The sequence below is a fragment of the Stutzerimonas stutzeri genome, from assembly GCF_024448715.1.
GTDB classification, from domain to species: Bacteria; Pseudomonadota; Gammaproteobacteria; order Pseudomonadales; family Pseudomonadaceae; genus Stutzerimonas; species Stutzerimonas stutzeri_AR.
The window spans coordinates 223,173-240,207 of sequence record NZ_JAMOHZ010000001.1 but is presented as its reverse complement, the minus strand read 5'-3'; the positions used below and the strand labels follow the sequence as shown (position 1 = coordinate 240,207).

Below are 17,035 nucleotides of genomic sequence, written 5' to 3'. Positions count from 1 at the left end.
TAGGGCCGAATTTATTCGGCCGGCAGACAGGCATCGGTTGCGGCCGAATAAATTCGGCCCTACGGAAATTGGTTCAAGCGCTCGTGCCGAGCTTATAGCGCCCCGGTGGATAACCCGTCCGGGGCGCTATGGGTACTTATTTTCCTGGACAAAGAGCGGGTCGGGTCAAAGCTTTCCGTCAGCGGCCATCTGCATGAAGGTGGTATCGAAGTGCAGTTTGACGTTCGCGTCCGATCCCAGCAACTTGTCTCCCGGCATCTCAATACCGATGAAAACCACCGAGTCGGCGCCGTCGCCGAGCAGTCCGTGATCGAAAGAAAATTGGCGAACGCTGTCCATCGCCTTATACGCCTCGTCACTTTCAATGAATGCCAGCGAGTCGGCCGGCTTCCAGAACATCTTCATGCCCTTGAGCTGGCTTTCGTATCCGGCTTGATCGGTACCTGAAGCCTGACCCAGCATAGCGCGGGCCTTGGCGCCTTTCTCGGTGTCGCTCTCCAGAATGCCCATGACCTCGTACCAGGCGCCGACCACGGCTTTGCCAAAATCAGGATTGTCGGCCAGGGTTTCGCTGTTGACGATGGTCAGGTCCTTGATATGTCCGGGGATTTGGCTGGAATCGAACGTTTTGTGCGCGCCGGGCATGCCAGCCACTTCATCCAGTAGCGGGTTCCACGTCACGACGTTGCGCACATCCTCGGTGTTGAAGGCAGCTACCAGATCGGCATCGGAGGTGTTCACGACCTGGACGTCGCGTTCGCTCATGCCCACACTGTCCAGCGCCTGGGCAAGCAGGTAATGAGAGACCGAGAGTTCAACCAGATGAATCTGCTGATCTTTGAGGCTATTCAGATCGGCGCTGTCCTTCATCACCATGCCGTCGTTGCCGTTGGAGTAGTCGCCCACGATCAGCGCGGTGGTGTCGACGCCTCCTGCGGCGGGGATCGAGAGGGCGTCCATGCTGGTGGCGACCACACCGTCAAACTGGCCTGCAGTGTACTGATTGATGGATTCGACGTAGTCGTTTACCTGGGTAATGTTCACCTCGATCCCGTACTTATCGGCCCACTTCTTCATGATTCCCGACTCGTCGGCGTACTTCCACGGCATCCAGCCGGCATAGATGGTCCAGGCGATATCGAACGACTTTTTAGTTTCAGCCTGTGCGGTTAAGGGGCTCAGGGCAGCAAAAATGACCGCGCCAGCGCAAAGCGCTCGCTTGAAGGTGTTTGTTTGCATGGTGAATCTCCTTTTCATCGATCAGAAGAATTTCAAGTAGCGCTGGATTTCCCAGTCGGAAACATGGGTGTGGTAGGCATTCCATTCGTCACGCTTGTAGTCGACGAAGGCCTGGTACATCGCGTCGCCAAACACCTGACGCGACAGCGGGTCGGACTCGAATGCATCAATCGCTTCGGAAAGGGTGCGCGGCAGCGTTTCGATGCCCATCGCGGCGACGTCCTTCTCGCTGTAGTCGTACATGTTCTCGCGGTGTGGGTGGCCCGGTTCGAGCCTGTCGCGAATGCCTTCCAGCCCTGCGGCGAGAATCATCGCGGCGCCGAGATAGGGATTGCAGCCAATATCCGCCGCGCGGCACTCGACCCTCGCACCCTGGGACGGGATGCGCAGCATGTTGGTGCGGTTGTTGTTGCCGTAGCAGACAAATACCGGTGCCCAGGTCGAGCCGGACATGGCGCCCTTGCGGATCAGCCGCTTGTAACTGTTGACGGTCGGTGCGATGACCGCGCAGATCGCCTTGGCATGCTTCAGCACGCCGGCGATGAAGTGATAGGCGAGCGGGGTAACGCCGCAGCCGTGCGGGTCATCACCGTCGACCTCGAAGAGGTTCTTGCCCGAGCCCAGATCCGCCAGGGACATGTTGTAGTGCGCGCCGCTGCCGGTGCGCTGCGCCGAGGGCTTGGGCATGAAGGTGGCGAAGGCGCCGTGCTTGCGGGCGATCTCGTTGGCCATCATGCGGAAGAACACGAAGCGGTCGGCCATGGTCAGCGCGTCGGCGTATCTGAAGTCGGTTTCGAACTGGCCGTTGGCGTCTTCGTGGTCGAAGGAATAGACGCCCCAGCCCATCTCGTTCATGGCTTCCACCAGCTCATCGATCACCGGCAGGTTGTCCATCAGCAGACGCGGGTCGTAGCAGGGCTTGGCCGCGGTGTCGCGGTCGCTGAGCGGGGCAAATCCGCCGTCCGCTGTGTCCTTATAAATGAAGAATTCGGTTTCGATGCCTAGATTGAAGCTGTAACCCATTGCCGCAGCGGCTTCGGTTTGGCGCTTCAGAATGCCTCGTGAACAGGCGTCGAACGGCTTGCCGTCCAAGTACAGGTCGCTGGCAAACCAGGCCAGGCTGCGGTTCCAGCTGCACTGAGTCGCACTGGCTGGATCCGGCATCGCCGCAACCTCGTTGTCACTGATCTGCTGCGGCACGCCATCCAGCGCGGCGCCGGTATACAGCTCGGAGCCACGCAGCATCTGGCCAAGGTGTGCCAGCGGCACGAACTTGCCTTTGATCACGCCATGCATGTCCACGTAGCTGGCCATGGCGTACTTCACGCCCTGGTCCAGCAGGCGCTGTTTGAGTTCGTCGATCTGGGAAAGCGGAAATGTGGTCATGATGGGAAATCCCTTGCTGAATTCGAGCCAGCGTCGTGCGCTGTGGCACGAATCCTTCATCCAATATACATGCCAGTGTGTATAGTTCTGACGTCACAGCCTTCCCAAACCCACACGAACCCCGCTTTGGAGCGCCGCAAGTGACTGAAGTCGAACAGAAAAAAGAATTCGCCGAGCTGGGTGACATGACGCTCGACTGCGGTCAAGTACTGCGCCAAGCGCGGCTCTGCTATCAAGTGGTGGGCGCGTCGAATGCACTGAAAAATAACATTGTGCTGATTCCCAGCTACTACGGTGGTTCGCATTGGGGCAGTTTGCCCTTACTTAGTGCAGGGAGTCCCCTGGCTGGCGGTGAGTATTGCGTGGTGCTGACCAATCTGTTCGGGGCCGGCTGGTCCAGCTCCCCCAGTAATACAACTAAAGGGCAGGGCGGAGCGGACTTTCCACGAGTCAGCCTGGCGGATAACGTGCGTGCGCAGAAGCGACTGCTCGACCAGATGTTTGGCCCGGATTGGCAGTTGGCGCTCGTGACCGGCTGGTCCATGGGCGGGATGCAGGCGCTGTATTGGGGGATGCTCTACCCCGAAAAGGTGCAACGCATTCTGCCGTTTTGTTGCACAGCGCGTTGCTGGCCGCACAATTTCGTTTTTCTCGAAGGCGTCAAAGCTGCGCTGTGCGCCGATTCGGCCTGGCAGGATGGTCGCTACAGTTCGCCCCCAGAGCGCGGGCTGCGTGCATTCGGCCGTGCTTATGCAGGCTGGGCATATTCATCAGCTTTCTTTCGCAACGAGCACTGGCGGGAGCTGGGCTTCGATCGACTCGAAGCATTGCTTGAATACTGGGAAGACGATCACGAGCTGCAGGACGCCAATGATCTGCTTTGTGTGCTGAACACCTGGCAATCCGCTGACCCGGCAACCCTGCCGGGTTTCGCTAATGGGGAGACAGCACTTTCTAGTTTGACGGCGCGAGCCATCATAATGCCGAGCAGCACCGACCAGTACTTTACCGTCGAGGATGCACATTACGAGGCGTCGTTGATGCCGAACGCCGAGCTACGCGTGCTGGTATCGGATTGGGGCCATTGCGCTGGCGGACCGGGGCGCACCCCGCTGGCGATGAAGCAAGTGTTCACCGCGATGCGGGATTTGCTGTTAACAGAGCGAAAAACGTCCGAACCGGACGAGCAATGCCGCTTCTGATTGGTGAGTCGCTCAGACGTTGCTCAAACGCCCGCCTTTGCGCTCCTGTCATGGCATGAATCTCGCTACTAGCATGCAGCCATCATGTACAGCGTGCTGTGCTATCGACCCGCGCAAGCGGAACTCTTCGGTCTGTGAAGGCGCTTATGCAAACAACATCTACCGATATCCTCTGGCTAGTACTCTGTGCGGGTCTGGTCTTTAACATGCAGATCGGCTTCCTGTGTCTGGAGGCAGGTCTTACCCGTAGCAAAAACGCCATAAATGTAGCCACCAAGAACATGGCGGATATGTGCATCGCTCTGTTGCTCTACTGGTGTTTCGGCTTCGCCTTGATGTTTGGTAGCAGCGAGAATGGCCTGATGGGCTCAGGGCTGTTCATGGTGGATTTCGCTATCAACGACAGCTGGCCGCTTGCGTTCTTTCTGTTCCAGGCAATGTTTTGTACGACCGCTGCAACCATTGTCTCTGGCGCTGCGGCCGAACGTATGCGCTTCAGCTCATACCTGGTCGTCGCGGCGATTTCGGCCGGTTTGATCTATCCATTGTTCGGCCACTGGGCCTGGGGCGGTGCGTTGCGTGAAGGGGAGGGCTGGCTTGCGCAACGTGGCTTCGTCGATTTCGCCGGTTCCACCGTCGTACATAGTGTCGGTGGCTGGATTGCATTGGCAGCGATCATGGTTATCGGACCGCGTTCCGGGCGCTTCGACGGTTCTCACCAACGCCAGACCATGCCCGGATCGAATCTGCCATTGGCGATGCTCGGCGGGCTGCTGCTCCTGTTCGGCTGGTTCGGCTTCAACGGAGGCAGCACGCTGGCGTTCGACATGCGGGTTCCTGGCATCGTCGTAAACACGGTGATTGCAGGTATGGCAGGGCTTGCGATGGCGATGGCGGTTTCCTGGTTGCGCCTCGGCTATATAGAACCGGTGCTTCCGCTCAACGGCATGCTCGCAGGATTGGTCGCAATCACCGCCAGCGCTCACGCCGTCAGCATTGCTGATTCACTGATCATTGGTGCGGGCGGTGCCTTGGCAATGTGGCTGGCTGATCGGTTATTGCTGCGCTGCAACATCGACGATGCGGTAGGCGCCGTTCCTGTGCACCTGGCGGCAGGGCTTTGGGGCACCGTCGCGGTTGCAATCTTTGGTGATTCAGCCTTGCTCGGAACCGGACAGAGCCGGGTAGAACAGTTGGTAACTCAGCTCGAAGGCATATTGGTGTGTGGGCTCTGGGCATTCGGCCTGACCTATTTGCTGTTGCGCACAATCAACCGTTATTTCCCGATGCGGGTAGATCCGGAGGATGAGCGCATCGGCCTTAATGTCAGTGAACATGGCGCCCGTACTGAGCTGATCGAGCTGCTCGACGCCATGGCCGAGCATCAGCGCAAGGGCGAGTTCCAGCGCGAGGTCGAGGTCGAACCCTTTACTGAAGTCGGGCAGATCGCAGCGCAATACAACAAGGTGATTCGCGCGTTGCATAGCGCTGTAGCGAAGACCCAGATGATCGTCCGGGATATTCGCGACGGCATCGTTACCTATAGCCCGGATGGTGTGCTGACCAGCTGCAACCCGGGTGCCGAGCGGCTGTTCGGCATGACTGCGGAGCGCATCGTTGGCCAGCCATTCCACCGATTCGTGGCAGAAGGGGCCAGTTGGAAGGGCGAGCTGTTTCCTCAGCCTGGCGGCGAGACGAAATGTGAATTGATGCTGCACGGACGAAACGGCGAGCTCTTCGCGGCAGAATTGACCGCTAGCCAAGGCGGCACGTCCGAGGACGTTTACGTCTGTACGGTGCGCGACGTTACTGAACGGCGTCGTATAGAAGAGCAGCTTTTTGCCGAGAAAATGCTCGCTCAAGTGACCCTTGCCTCAATAGGTGACGGCGTAATCACGACAAGCCGGACTGGCCACGTGCGCTACCTCAACCCCAGCGCGGAGAAACTGACTGGGTGGCGTCAGCACGAAGCCCAGGGCCTGAAGCTGGCGAGTGTGTATTGCCTGTTAGACGAAAACAGTGGTGCACCGCTGCCGGATCCCATGGGGCCCTTGCTTCGGCGCCGTAGTGACAATCAGGGAATCGGCGACCGGCCTGCCGGGGTGCTGCATCGTCGCGATGGCACGCAGGTCGTGGTCCAGGATGCTGTCGCACCCATACGTGATTCGAGCGGGACGATCATCGGCACTGTATTAACCTTTCGGGACGTCACGATCCCGCGTCAATTGGCGCGCAAGCTGTCGTTCCAGGCGAATCACGACAACCTGACTGGCTTGGTGAATCGCTCGGCTTTCGAGCTTCAGATCGAAATGCTCCTGCGGCAGCCGTCCGGGGGCGAGCATGTGCTTTGTTATATGGATCTGGACCAGTTCAAGGTAGTCAATGACACCTGTGGACATGCCGCGGGAGACGAGCTGTTGCGTCAATTGGGGCAACTGCTCAAATCTCGGGTCCGTAGCACCGATATCCTGGCGCGTCTTGGCGGCGACGAGTTCGGGATCTTGTTTATCGGCTGCTCGCTGAAGCAGGCCGTCATCATTGCCGAGGGCATTCGGCACGCTGTCGACGAGTTCCGCTTTAGCTGGGAGGGCAAGAGCTTCGCGATTGGCGCCAGTATTGGCCTTGTTGCCATGGATGAGCATGTGAAAACCCTAGGGCCCTTGCTCGGGGCGGCGGACAGTGCGTGCTACGCGGCCAAGGACGGTGGCCGTAACCGAGTCCACGTTTATCAGGCCGACGATAAAAAGCTGATGGAGCGCAAAGGCGAGATGCAGTGGACCCACCGGCTGCGGCAGGCACTGGACGGCGACCATCTGCGCCTATTCGTCCAGCCGATCCGTTGTGCCATGGGCGATGACGGAGTTCAGCGCTACGAAGTTCTGGTGCGTATGCAGGGGGAGGATGGCAGCATCATTCCGCCGGGCGCATTCATGCCGGCGGCCGAACGCTACGATCTGGCACCTGCGGTGGATCGCTGGGTAGTGGGCAATTTCCTCGCATGGGTCGGGGATCGCTGCCGACAGAGCGACACGCCGCCGAGTCATTATTCGATCAACCTCTCGGCGATGTCTCTGGGCGAGGAGAGCTTTCTCGAATTCATTCTGGCGGCAATCAAACGTCACAATATTCCGACTGAATGCCTGTGCTTCGAAATCACCGAAACGGCCGCCATTGCCAATTTGAGTCGTGCCATGACATTCATGGAGCGACTGAAGGCAGCCGGCTGCAGTTTCGCTCTGGATGATTTCGGTTCCGGCCTGTCGTCGTTCGGCTACCTAAAAACCCTGCCGGTGGATTACCTGAAGATTGACGGCAGCTTTGTTCGAGACATCGTCCGGGACCCGATTGCACGCGCCATGGTTGTATCAATCAACAGCATCGGGCATGAGATGGGGTTGAAGACCGTAGCGGAGTTCGTCGAGTCGGCCGACATCCTTGAATGTTTGCAGCAGATCGGTGTTGATTATGTACAGGGTTACCATCTCGGGCGGCCGCGACCACTGGCTGAACTGTCCGGCGTGCGAATGATGCCGCGGTGACCCACTGCACCATCTAGAGGTCTCGTTGATGTGTTGTCGCATCGCGAGCCTTCGTGCAGCAGCGGACTTGCTTGCGTGTGCCCGGGCAGTGCGGCCCTGGCATCGTCCGCACCGAACCCGATCACAGAGACAAGCTTCGAGCGCGGTTTCCAACCGCCTCTTGCTTATCCATACCGTGACCGTGCCTGCGCAGCAGCTCTACGGCAGTCCAGGCACTTGGTGTGTCCAGCCAGGCGACAAACGCAGGTACAGCGTTTGAGCCCGGCGCGTCCAAGGCTTTAGCCTGCGATAGCGGTGAGCTTGGCCAGTTGGTCCAGATCGGTCTGCATGCCGGAGGTTTCCCGGATTCGTCCGAGAATTTCGCGTTTCAGCGCGGTGAACTCAGGCGACAGCTTCATATCCTGGTTTCGCTGAGCGGGTAACGGCACATCATAAATGGTATCGATGCGCCCTGGCCTTGGTGCCATCAACACGACGCGACCGCCAAGATAGATGGCTTCTTCAACGTCGTGGGTGACGAACAGGATGGTGGTTTTTTCCAGCTTGTGTACATGGCGGATCAGGTCATGCATCACTTCGCGGGTCTGAGCATCCAAGGCGCCGAACGGTTCATCCATCAGCAGCGTGGCCGGCTTGGGCATCAGCGCTCGGGCAATGGCTACGCGTTGCTGCATGCCGCCGGAAAGCTCGCTAGGGAAGGCATCGGCGAACTTGGTCAGGCCCATCAGGCTGAGCAGTGCATCGGCGCGGCCACTGGCGGTCTCGACATCGCCATCGCCGCGTACGGTGTCGGAAATGACCTTGAGCTGACGGCAGAACTTGATGTTCTTCATCACCGTCAGCCATGGATAGAGGCTGTAATGCTGAAAGACCATGGCACGGTCGACGCCCGGGCCGTCGATGGCCTTGCCGTCGAGCTGAATTTCGCCACGGCTGAGCGTCTCAAGCCCGGCAATGATGCGTAGCAGGGTGGATTTGCCACAACCAGAGGCGCCTACGAACGTGACGAACTCGTTGGGGCGAACATCCAGGCTGACCGACTGGAGTGCTTCGATTTCTCGCTTGTCACTGACGAAGGTTTTACCCACCTGCTGAATGCGGATTTTGGCGTCGGTCATGCTTGTTTTCTCCACGGAAAGGCGCGGCGTGAAAGCCAGCGGAAGGCCTGGTCTGTCAGCAAGCCAATCAGGCCGATCAAGAGGATGCCAGCGAAGATCTTGTCGGTATGCATGTAGCGCTGGGCCTTGAGGATGGCGTAGCCAAGACCCGAGTTGGCGGCGACCAGTTCGGCGACGACCAGATAAGTCCAGGCCCAGCCGCAGGTGATGCGCAAGGTGTCGAGTATCGCCGGGCGCGCGGACGGCAGAATGACCAGCTTGACGATTTCGCCCCGGCTGGCGCCCATCGTCTGTGCGGCCTCGATTTGAGTCATGGGCACACGGCGTACGTCTTCGGCCACCATCAACACCATCTGGAAGAAGGTGCCGATAAAGATGATGAGCACCTTGGAGCCTTCATCGATGCCGACCCACAACATGACCAGGGGAATGAACGCCACCGCCGGCATATAGCGTATGAAATCGGTCAGGGGTTCAAGAAATGCCTGCACCGGGCGGTAGGTGCCGATGTACAGCCCCAGCGGTAGCGCGAGCAACGCTGAGGCGCCAAAGCCGGCCATGACCCGCCAGACACTGATGCCGATGTCGGTGAGCAGGCCTTCGCTGGCCCACCAGCGGCCGAGCCGTTCCAGCACGGCCCCGGGGCTGGGCATGAACATGGGGTCAGCCAGCCCCAGCGCGGTATAGGCCCACCAGAGGACGAAGGGCGACATCAGGCCAGCAGCGGCCAGTGTCCAAATGGTGGTTTTCGGCAGCTCGCCGCGAATGCGCCACCAACGGATGCGCCTTACCGCTGTAGGCGGTGCGATGAAAACAGTATCGCCCGGCTTCGCCTCGTTGGCGGTGGGTACGTCCAGCTCAGCGGCCGAGGCCAGGGAGAGATGTGCCGTCATGCAACCACCTTTTGCGCAAGTGTGGAAATCGGAGTCGCTACGCTGATCCAGCCGAGCGTAGGGGGGAACCGGCCAATGCGTGCCAAATCATCCTCAGGAATGCCCGAGGGCTGGCTGAAGTTCCAGTAGCTCGCTAGCAGGCTGTCCCCGACGCGCCCCGGAAGCGTGGAATGGCTGATCATCCAGGGCGTTGCGCCGTTGCGCTGGCGGCCAAATGATATTTCGCAGGCAAGCAGGTCGGTACGCCGATCGGGTGTTGCGCGGGCGAGCTGCTCGCGCAAGTCGCCGCCGGTATCCAGCGCAGCCGGTCTGTCAGCGGCGAACATGAAGTAATCGCCTGCCATCAGCAGGCAGGCCTGGCGCTCCGGCTCGTCAGCCGAGCGCAGCCACAGCCCCCAATTGGTGCCCTGGGACTCGGGGATGCGCTGCCAGACTTCGTGATAACTGCCGTCCAGCCCATCCTCGATCAACCGATCAGGACCCTCAAATTTCATGCAGCCAATGTCCGGTGCACCACCGGGCGGCTGATAATCGATCAGGCGATGCCACTGACACAGGTCATCCTGCACATCAGTCAAACCGGCGAAGCCGGCCTGTTCACACAAGGCCTGCTGTTGTGCATGAGTACAGGTGGCGAGCGAAGCCGACGGCGGCGTGGTCGGCGGATGCGGGATGCGCACATCGGCGTGCAGGTTTGAAGTTTGCAACCAATAGACTTCGCTGGACTCGTCGCGGTGTCCTGCGCTTGTGGTCAGCAGACGACGGCGCCATACGCCCAGATAGGCATCGGGTACGGATTTCATGCGTGGTACTCCGGAAAACGTTTGAGGGTTCGCCAGAAGGCCATATCGTGGTTGGGCCACAACAGCGCCTCGGTTTCGGCGGCCAATCCCTTGAGCTTGCGGATGCTGTCCAACGCCAGGTCTTCGCGGTCCTGCCAGCAGAGACCAGGTGCTATTTCGTCCGTTAGATTTTCCTGCAGGTCCGCCGCATCGCCGGTGAGAATTACCGGGCGGCCTTGCGGCAATTCGATGAGCAACGACATATGTCCGGCGGTGTGCCCCGGCGTATTGATTGCCTGCACGCCGGGCACCAGGGCGTATTCCTCGCGCTGAACCTTCCAGCGATAGTCACCGGTGAAGTCATCGGCGAAATAGGCGTCGTCGGCCTGGGTGCGGGCGGCTTCCAGTTCCGCTTCGTGCACATGCACGTCGCAGCCGCAGAACTCGCACAGGCCACCGGCATGGTCAAAATGCAGGTGACTGAGAAATACCAGATCGATATCGGCTGGCGTAAGGCCGTGCCGGGCTAGGTGCGCCGGTAAACGCTGGTCTTCGGTCATTTCCGGCGGACCCATGGGAAACTCCACCGGGTCGAACCAGCGTGCCTTCAGCGCAGGGTCGCTGAGCTTGGCGTAGTCGCAGCCGACATCGAAGAGGATGCGGCCCTGGCAGGTCTCGATCAGGAACGCCAGAATCGGCGCCTCGATCTGGGTACCCTGGCCGCGGTTGCGCGTGGAAATCGACTTGTCGTAGCGATGGGTAGCGGTGAGCAGCGGCCAGAGCTTGAGCACATCGGTCATGCGGGCATCTCTAGTAGGGCGATGAGCGCATCGCTGGTGATCACCTCGCCAAACAGCCCGCCCTCGATACCGATCATCGACAGGGCCGCTGCGTGCAGCGAAGGGTAGGCCGAGCCGCACGCGTCAGCGACGGTCAGGCAGCCAAAGCCGAGATCAACCGCGTGGCGTAGCGTAGAGGACACGCACACCTCGGTGGTAACGCCGGCAAGGATCAACTGGCGAATACCGCGATTGCGCAGCAGCAGTTCCAGATCGGTGTGGGCAAAGGCGCTGTAACCCGGTTTGTCTATTACCGGCTCTCCGGGTTCGGGTTTTAACTCGTCGATCAGGTCGTTGCCGAATTCGCCGCGCACCATCAGACGGCCAAGTGGTCCAGGGCTTCCAATGGGGGCACCGCTGGCTTCCGCGCGTCGACGCTTGGTGTCGGGGAGGTCGCTGAGGTCGGCACGATGGCCTTCACGGGTGTGTATGACAAACAACCCGCTGCGGCGCGCCGCGATCAACAGCTGGTGGATTGGCTCGATGGGCGCGCGCAGCCGTTCGATGTCCAGCCCGGCTTTATCGGCATAGCCGCCTGGCGAGCAGAAGTCGCGCTGCATGTCGATCACCAGCAGAGCGGCGTGCTCCAGCGCCAGATTCACTGCAAGTTCCCCAAGGCGAATTCGTGGCAGACCGCCGCGGCAATGCCGCTGACGATGTCCTCGGCCATGCGTTGCCCCTTGCCTGCGGTGGAGCCTCTGGCCGAGGACAGCACGCCCGAAGGCGGTACCCATTCGGTTCGGGCGGGGTACATATCGTAGGGCGGAAAGTCCGCAGGACCATCGTCCGGAATACGTTCGAGCGCAACCAGGCTTGGGTGGTAATGCAGCATCAACGAGGTTTCGATGACCGCCGCGTGCTCCAGCGCGAAGCCTGGAAAGCCATTGGGAAACACATCGACCAGCGTGTCTTCTCTGCAGAAGTCCCAGTGTTCCAGACGCATGACCTCGATATCCGCGTCCGGCCCCAGCTCGCGCAGCGCCAACTGGATGCCTTCGGTGACGAACCACTGATTCTCGTAATGGCCGACCACCAGGACCATACGCTTGACCCCATGCCGATGAAACTCGCGGACGGCGTCGCGCACCAGTGCGCTCAGCGTGGCGCCATCCAGGCTGGTGGTACCGCAGAAATGTTGCCCGCCGCCGCACTTGGGTTGCGACTTGTAACCGTAGGACAGCGCCGGCGCCACAAGCCCGCAGATCCGGTCGGCGACGTCGGCGCAAATGGCACTGGCCAGCAGCGCATCGGTGCCCAACGGCAAATGCGGGCCATGCTGTTCGGTGGCACCGCAAGGCAGGAAGAGCACGGCGCCGTCACGCACGCGGCGTTCGTACTCGACCCAGCTGAGTTGATCCATGTGTACGCTGTTCATAGCGAGGGGCTCCGGATTACGTTCAGGGCCGGCCGTTCCGGCCAGCTGGCGATCAGCGCGGCGAGGGTCACCAAGGCCGCGCCGGTCCATTCATGAATGCCGATGGCCTGCTCGCCGAGCCAGGCGGAGGAGAGCACCGCAGCCACCAGTTCGAACACGACGAGCACGGCAGCCCGTCCGGCTTCGATGTGGCTGACGCCGTATTGCACGGCGGCCATGCTCAGCAGCCAGCCGAGCGACATGAGGGCGATCTGCCAACTCAACTCAAAACTCAGCGATGGCGGGTATTCACCGAGCAAAGGGCAGAGCACAGCGGCGATCAAGGCACTGCCCACGAAAGGCGCCAATGTCTTGCTCGCCAAAGGCACCCGATCGGCGGCGCGGGTGGCAAGGTTGTTCAGGCTGAAACCGAGGCCTGCCGCGAGCGCAAGCCAATCGCTACCGCTCAATGGCTGGAGCAGTTCGCTGCTGATTCCGAGCGTCAGCGCTATTCCAAGCATGGCCAGAAGCAACGCGCCGACTCGCAGCAATGTCAGGCGCTCGCCCAGTAGCAGCCAGCCACCCAGCACGCCCCACACGGGGGCGAGATAGAAAAGAAGCATGACCCGCACCACCTCGCCAATGGCCAGCGCTGTCACCAACGCGGCGGTGGCACCGCCTCCGCACACCGCTATCGCCAGCAGGCCCTTGCGCTGCGGCAACCATGCGCGGCGTTCACGCCATACCACGGGCAGGGCAATGAAGCTGAGCAATCCGTAGACGAGTAGTACCAATGGCATGCCGACCAGTCCGAGGCTGGCAAAATGGTGCAGGGGCAGCCAGCCCAGGCCCCAGGTGGTTGCACCTGTGACCAATAGAATCTGCGGTAGCAGCGTGCTCACGCGCCCATCCATGAGCCGCCATTGGGACCGAGAATCTGCCCTGTGAAGTAGCTGGCGTGGGGCGAGAGGAGAAACAGGATCGCGGCGGCGACTTCTTCAGGTGTGCCGAGCCGGGCCATGGGGATATCCAGCTCCTTGGCCATCCATTCATCACTCATGTGTTCTGGCGACACCATGGCTGTCGCGATGGGGCCAGGCGCGACAGCGTTTACGCGAATGCCGTCTACGGCGAACTCGCGTGCCAGCGAACGGGTAAGGCCGATTACGCCGGCCTTGGCGGTGCAATAGGCGGCATAGTCGCTCCGGCCCAGAAAGCCTAGATCCGAGGCGACATTGACGATGGAGCCACCACCGCGCGAGCGCATGTGTCGCAGCGCGTGCTGGGTGCAGCGATAGACGCCGTGCAGATCGACGTCGAGTACCCGTGACCAGTCTTGCTCGCTGGTGTCGAGAAAGGGTTTTTCGAGAATGACGCCTGCGTTATTCACCAGCAGATCCAGCGGACCGTCTGCAAGAATTTGCTCGAACATACCGGCAACGGACGAGGGTGAGCTGACGTCCGCTTCCACGCTCCGCGCCTTGCCGCCAAGCTCGGCGACCAGCTGCTGCGCCAGTTCAGCCTGCCCATGATGGTTGACCCATACGCTGGCGCCCGCGTTGACCAATGCGACTACGGTCGCTCGGCCAATGCCGGTCGCCGCGCCGGTCACCAGAGCCGCCTTGCCTTCGAGCATCAATGCATGACCTCGCCGTGGCTGACCGACAGTGCCTGGCCGGTCAGGGCCGCGGCCAGCGGCGAGCCGAGAAACAGGAAGGTGCCGGACAGGTCCGCTGGCGTCAGCAGTTCTGGGATGGCCTGGGCGGCCAGCACCGCGACCAACTCTTCGGCCTCTGTGCGGCCGTTTTCCTCGGCCATCACGCGCAGCGAGCGCATCGCCGCTTCGGTGCCAATCCACCCCGGACATACGGCGTTCACGCGGATGCGCCGTGGACCCAGCTCCCAGGCCAGCGAGCGAGTCAGACCGACCACCGCATGCTTGCTCGCCGCGTAGGCAGAAAATCTCGGGACGCCTTTGAGCCCCCAGATGGACGCTTGGTTGATCACACTGGCACCGGCCCGCAGTCGAGGCAGCAAGGCACGGGTCAGGCGCTGCATGGACGAGACATTGTTGTCGAGCAGCTGCGCCCAGCAGGCGTCTGCTTCGCAGGTGGGTTCGGTGATCGGCGTCTGGTATTCCACGCCCGCGTTGTTGACCAGCACATCAACCGACCGCCCGCGACAGGCGAGATCGTCGGCGAAGTGCTGCACCGCATGCCAGTCCGACAGCTCCAGCGTCGTGGCATGCATCTCGGCATCGGTTTGCAGGCTCTCCACGAGCTCGCCAAGGGCATCCGCGTTACGGTCGACCAGTTCCAGCGTGGCGCCGGCTTCGGCATAAGTCTGCGCCAGTCGCCGGCCAATGCCGCCCGCCGCGCCAGTCAGTACGACACAACGTCCGTGATAATCGAGGGCTTTATGCATTTCACACCGCCGTGAGGAAAGACACGCCAACTGCACCGTAGAAGCTCTCAGCCTTATGTGGCCCTTCACCGACTACGCCATAGTCGTCATCCAGCACGCGACGCAGGCGGTAGCGATGGAAACTGCCAAGCAGGTCGCGCATCGGGATCACCTGGTTGTAAGTGCTGCCATACAGCTCCACATGCAGCGCGGGCAGGCGATACCAAGGCGCTACCGGTTTCTCGTGATGAGCGTTGTGAAAGGAAAAGTTAAGCAACAACAGGTTCAGCGCCGGCCAACGCGCGGATACCAGGTTGCTGAAGGTATTGAGCTGTTCGTAGGTGCGATCGCGTTGCTTGTTCTCAGGCACCTTGCCTTCTTCAAGCACGGCGAATGCGTCATAGGTGTGCTGATAGGCATCGGCGAAGCGCAGCACCGTGACCATCAGCATCCAGGCCACGCCATATAGCACCAGTGCCTTTAGCGACAGCCATCCCAGCAGGGCGAACAACAGGGTGCGGACGAGCATGACCCGGGCAACCTTGCCGCGACGTGCACGGTGTTTCTCGTTGGCGGTGACGAAGGGCAGCGCGATCACGTAGAAATGCATGATCAGCTCCACAGCCGGCACGTAGGCCCACTCGAGCGCCAACACCAGCTTCTGAAACCAGACGGGGCGTGCCTTGAGAAAGGCCTTGCTGTCGAAGGTGATGACATCGGCGCGGTCGACGTGGTGACGCATGTGCTTCTTGCGCAGGTCCTGAAACTCGGCATAGCAGCTGCCGGTCAGCCAGCTGCAGACGCTGCCGGCCCACTGGTTGTGCTTTGGCACGCTGAAGATGGTGCCGTGGGCAAATTCGTGGATCAGGTACGCGGCGATGATCATTGCATGGCCGAGCAGCAGCATACCCAGCGCGTTGAGCCAGCCATTGGCCGGGAAGAGCAGGGCTAGCCCGACGAGGTAGCCGAGCAGGGCATAGCTAATGGCCAGGGTGTTCGGCACCTTGCCATCGGCATAACGGTAAAGCGGTTTGCTGGTTTGCATATCGATCTCCAGCCGAGGCGAGCGTAGCCCGCCCCGGCACGCATTACTTAGCGAGCGCTTCGGTAAATTGCGGGTCGTAGGTATTGCTGAAGTCCGGAATCGAAGGGATCTGGCCGTTGTCCATCAGCAGCTTGGCGATAACCGCGCCGCTGCCGTGGAAGGAGTGAGTGTCGTCGCTGGGGGTGAAGCTCTTTCCCATCTCCGCGAGGGGAATGTTGTACGCGCCGGACATTTGCTCGATCGCCTCTTCGGCACTTACCCCCAACACTTCACCGATGATCTCGGCCGACTCGTCGGGGTGTTCCTGCATGTAGGCGAGGCCGTCCAGGTAGCCCTGGATCATTGCTTTGATGGCGGCGGGCTTCTTGGAGATCACCGCCTCGTCGAACGCCAGCACATCGGTGATCAGGCCCGGCGCGTCCTTGGAGGAGTACACCACCTTGAACTTGTCACTCCCACCCATGGAAAGGATCTGCGATACGTTGGGTTCGTAGGTCACGCCAATGGGCAGGTTCCCCGAGGCCATAGCGCCCGGAATGCCTTCGGGCGTCATGTTGACTGGCTGGATATCCTTCTCGGTCATGCCGTTCTGTTGCAGCGCATAGGCGAGCAGAAAATCGGACGGCGACAGCGGGTTGTAGCCAACCTTCTTACCCTTGAAATCCGCAACCGAGCTGATCGAGGCATCCGCGACGATGGCATCACCGCCGTTGGAGAAATCGATGGGCATCACAACGCGATGTTTAAGGCCTTTGGCGACAGAGGCGACTACCTGGTCGTAGGTGAGCATGCCGCCATCGAGTGCGCGGCTGAGCATGGCAGTCGGGATCAGGGCAGGGTCGTTGAAGAACTGCAACTCCACATCCAGCCCGTGTGGTTTGAACAGATCCTTCTTGTCGGCTACATAGAACGGCCCGTAACCGGCCCATACCACGGTGCCGATCTTCATTGTTTCCGCCGCCTGGCCGGCCAGCGGAGCGAGAACGGCCGCAGCGGCCAGCGTGGCACCGAGCAGCGTCTTGTGCAGTGAACGAAGCAGTGGAGCAGTCATGGTGAAATTCCTACACAGTGGAAGAACCGGCACGGGATGACATCGCGTCCTCCCGGGCTTTTATCCCGCCGTGTAGTCCTATCCTTAGGACCGGAAAACTCTCGGACCAGCCGCCCATTCGCATGAGCCGGAACCCTAGTTCGCCTTGGTGTTGCTCCTGTGTGCCGAGCGTCATGAGTGCTGT

Annotated in this window: 15 protein-coding genes and 1 riboswitch; of the genes, 2 read left to right on the top strand and 13 right to left on the bottom strand. The window is 60.7% G+C overall.

Annotation, left to right across the window (positions count from 1 at the left end):
- Nucleotides 1-165 precede the first annotated feature (165 nt).
- Together NAV33_RS01055 and glnT are read right to left on the bottom strand one after the other, a co-directional pair.
- The gene (locus tag NAV33_RS01055) at nt 166-1,239 is read right to left on the bottom strand and encodes a putative urea ABC transporter substrate-binding protein (RefSeq protein ID WP_255976025.1); all 1,074 of its coding nucleotides are present in this window, start codon (nt 1,237-1,239) and stop codon (nt 166-168) included.
- Nucleotides 1,240-1,260: 21 nt separating this feature from the next.
- Nucleotides 1,261-2,625 carry a type III glutamate--ammonia ligase gene (gene glnT / locus NAV33_RS01050; protein ID WP_255976023.1) on the bottom strand — a complete coding sequence of 455 codons (1,365 nt, stop codon included), beginning with the start codon at nt 2,623-2,625 and terminating at the stop codon, nt 1,261-1,263.
- A gap of 140 nt (nt 2,626-2,765) precedes the next feature.
- Between glnT and NAV33_RS01045 the strand changes: the two genes are divergently transcribed.
- Both NAV33_RS01045 and amt read left to right on the top strand, forming a co-directional pair.
- Nucleotides 2,766-3,827: an alpha/beta fold hydrolase gene (locus tag NAV33_RS01045; RefSeq protein ID WP_255976021.1), complete on the top strand. Its 1,062-nt coding sequence runs from the start codon at nt 2,766-2,768 to the stop codon at nt 3,825-3,827.
- Between the two features lie 146 nt (nt 3,828-3,973).
- A complete protein-coding gene (amt, locus tag NAV33_RS01040; RefSeq protein WP_255976019.1) occupies nt 3,974-7,366 on the top strand; it encodes an ammonium transporter in 3,393 nt (1,130 codons plus the stop codon).
- Nucleotides 7,367-7,644: 278 nt separating this feature from the next.
- Here the strand turns inward: amt and NAV33_RS01035 are convergent, their stop codons facing one another.
- Genes NAV33_RS01035 through NAV33_RS00985 form a run of 11 tightly spaced genes read right to left on the bottom strand, consistent with a single transcriptional unit; the run spans nt 7,645 to nt 16,851 of the window.
- Entirely contained in the window at nt 7,645-8,484 is an 840-nt protein-coding gene (locus NAV33_RS01035) for an ABC transporter ATP-binding protein (protein ID WP_255976017.1), read from the bottom strand.
- Nucleotides 8,481-9,377, bottom strand: coding sequence for an ABC transporter permease (locus tag NAV33_RS01030; protein ID WP_255976015.1), 897 nt, complete (start codon nt 9,375-9,377; stop codon nt 8,481-8,483). Before NAV33_RS01030 ends, NAV33_RS01035 begins: the two co-directional genes overlap by 4 nt.
- A complete protein-coding gene (locus NAV33_RS01025; protein ID WP_255976013.1) occupies nt 9,374-10,180 on the bottom strand; it encodes a hypothetical protein in 807 nt (268 codons plus the stop codon). The genes NAV33_RS01030 and NAV33_RS01025 overlap by 4 nt, the downstream gene beginning before the upstream one ends.
- Nucleotides 10,177-10,959: an N-acyl homoserine lactonase family protein gene (locus NAV33_RS01020; RefSeq protein WP_255976011.1), complete on the bottom strand. Its 783-nt coding sequence runs from the start codon at nt 10,957-10,959 to the stop codon at nt 10,177-10,179. The genes NAV33_RS01025 and NAV33_RS01020 overlap by 4 nt, the downstream gene beginning before the upstream one ends.
- Entirely contained in the window at nt 10,956-11,600 is a 645-nt protein-coding gene (locus NAV33_RS01015; RefSeq protein ID WP_255976009.1) for a cysteine hydrolase family protein, read from the bottom strand. The genes NAV33_RS01020 and NAV33_RS01015 overlap by 4 nt, the downstream gene beginning before the upstream one ends.
- Nucleotides 11,597-12,373: a creatininase gene (locus NAV33_RS01010; RefSeq protein ID WP_255976007.1), complete on the bottom strand. Its 777-nt coding sequence runs from the start codon at nt 12,371-12,373 to the stop codon at nt 11,597-11,599. The genes NAV33_RS01015 and NAV33_RS01010 overlap by 4 nt, the downstream gene beginning before the upstream one ends.
- Entirely contained in the window at nt 12,370-13,254 is an 885-nt protein-coding gene (locus NAV33_RS01005; protein WP_255976005.1) for an EamA family transporter, read from the bottom strand. The genes NAV33_RS01010 and NAV33_RS01005 overlap by 4 nt, the downstream gene beginning before the upstream one ends.
- A complete protein-coding gene (locus tag NAV33_RS01000) occupies nt 13,251-13,988 on the bottom strand; it encodes an SDR family NAD(P)-dependent oxidoreductase (RefSeq protein WP_255976004.1) in 738 nt (245 codons plus the stop codon). The genes NAV33_RS01005 and NAV33_RS01000 overlap by 4 nt, the downstream gene beginning before the upstream one ends.
- The gene (locus NAV33_RS00995; RefSeq protein ID WP_255976002.1) at nt 13,988-14,776 is read right to left on the bottom strand and encodes an SDR family NAD(P)-dependent oxidoreductase; all 789 of its coding nucleotides are present in this window, start codon (nt 14,774-14,776) and stop codon (nt 13,988-13,990) included. The genes NAV33_RS01000 and NAV33_RS00995 overlap by 1 nt, the downstream gene beginning before the upstream one ends.
- Before the next feature lies 1 nt (nt 14,777).
- Nucleotides 14,778-15,800, bottom strand: a complete 1,023-nt coding sequence (locus NAV33_RS00990) for a fatty acid desaturase family protein (RefSeq protein WP_255976000.1) — start codon at nt 15,798-15,800, stop codon at nt 14,778-14,780.
- A 43-nt stretch (nt 15,801-15,843) separates the two neighbouring features.
- Nucleotides 15,844-16,851, bottom strand: coding sequence for an ABC transporter substrate-binding protein (locus tag NAV33_RS00985; protein ID WP_255975998.1), 1,008 nt, complete (start codon nt 16,849-16,851; stop codon nt 15,844-15,846).
- 47 nt (nt 16,852-16,898) lie between these two features.
- A riboswitch (guanidine-I (ykkC/yxkD leader) is annotated at nt 16,899-17,001 on the bottom strand.
- Between the last annotated feature and the right edge of the window lie 34 nt (nt 17,002-17,035).

Excerpts from the sequence above, each read along its gene's own strand:
- NAV33_RS01055 (WP_255976025.1), bottom strand. The coding sequence starts at position 1,239 with ATGCAAACAAACACCTTCAAGCGAGCGCTTTGCGCTGGCGCGGTCATT.
- glnT (WP_255976023.1), bottom strand. The coding sequence starts at position 2,625 with ATGACCACATTTCCGCTTTCCCAGATCGACGAACTCAAACAGCGCCTG.
- amt (WP_255976019.1), top strand. The coding sequence starts at position 3,974 with ATGCAAACAACATCTACCGATATCCTCTGGCTAGTACTCTGTGCGGGT.
- NAV33_RS01035 (WP_255976017.1), bottom strand. The coding sequence starts at position 8,484 with ATGACCGACGCCAAAATCCGCATTCAGCAGGTGGGTAAAACCTTCGTC.
- NAV33_RS01030 (WP_255976015.1), bottom strand. The coding sequence starts at position 9,377 with ATGACGGCACATCTCTCCCTGGCCTCGGCCGCTGAGCTGGACGTACCC.
- NAV33_RS01025 (WP_255976013.1), bottom strand. The coding sequence starts at position 10,180 with ATGAAATCCGTACCCGATGCCTATCTGGGCGTATGGCGCCGTCGTCTG.
- NAV33_RS01020 (WP_255976011.1), bottom strand. The coding sequence starts at position 10,959 with ATGACCGATGTGCTCAAGCTCTGGCCGCTGCTCACCGCTACCCATCGC.
- NAV33_RS01010 (WP_255976007.1), bottom strand. The coding sequence starts at position 12,373 with ATGAACAGCGTACACATGGATCAACTCAGCTGGGTCGAGTACGAACGC.
- NAV33_RS01000 (WP_255976004.1), bottom strand. The coding sequence starts at position 13,988 with ATGCTCGAAGGCAAGGCGGCTCTGGTGACCGGCGCGGCGACCGGCATT.
- NAV33_RS00995 (WP_255976002.1), bottom strand. The coding sequence starts at position 14,776 with ATGCATAAAGCCCTCGATTATCACGGACGTTGTGTCGTACTGACTGGC.
- NAV33_RS00990 (WP_255976000.1), bottom strand. The coding sequence starts at position 15,800 with ATGCAAACCAGCAAACCGCTTTACCGTTATGCCGATGGCAAGGTGCCG.
- NAV33_RS00985 (WP_255975998.1), bottom strand. The coding sequence starts at position 16,851 with ATGACTGCTCCACTGCTTCGTTCACTGCACAAGACGCTGCTCGGTGCC.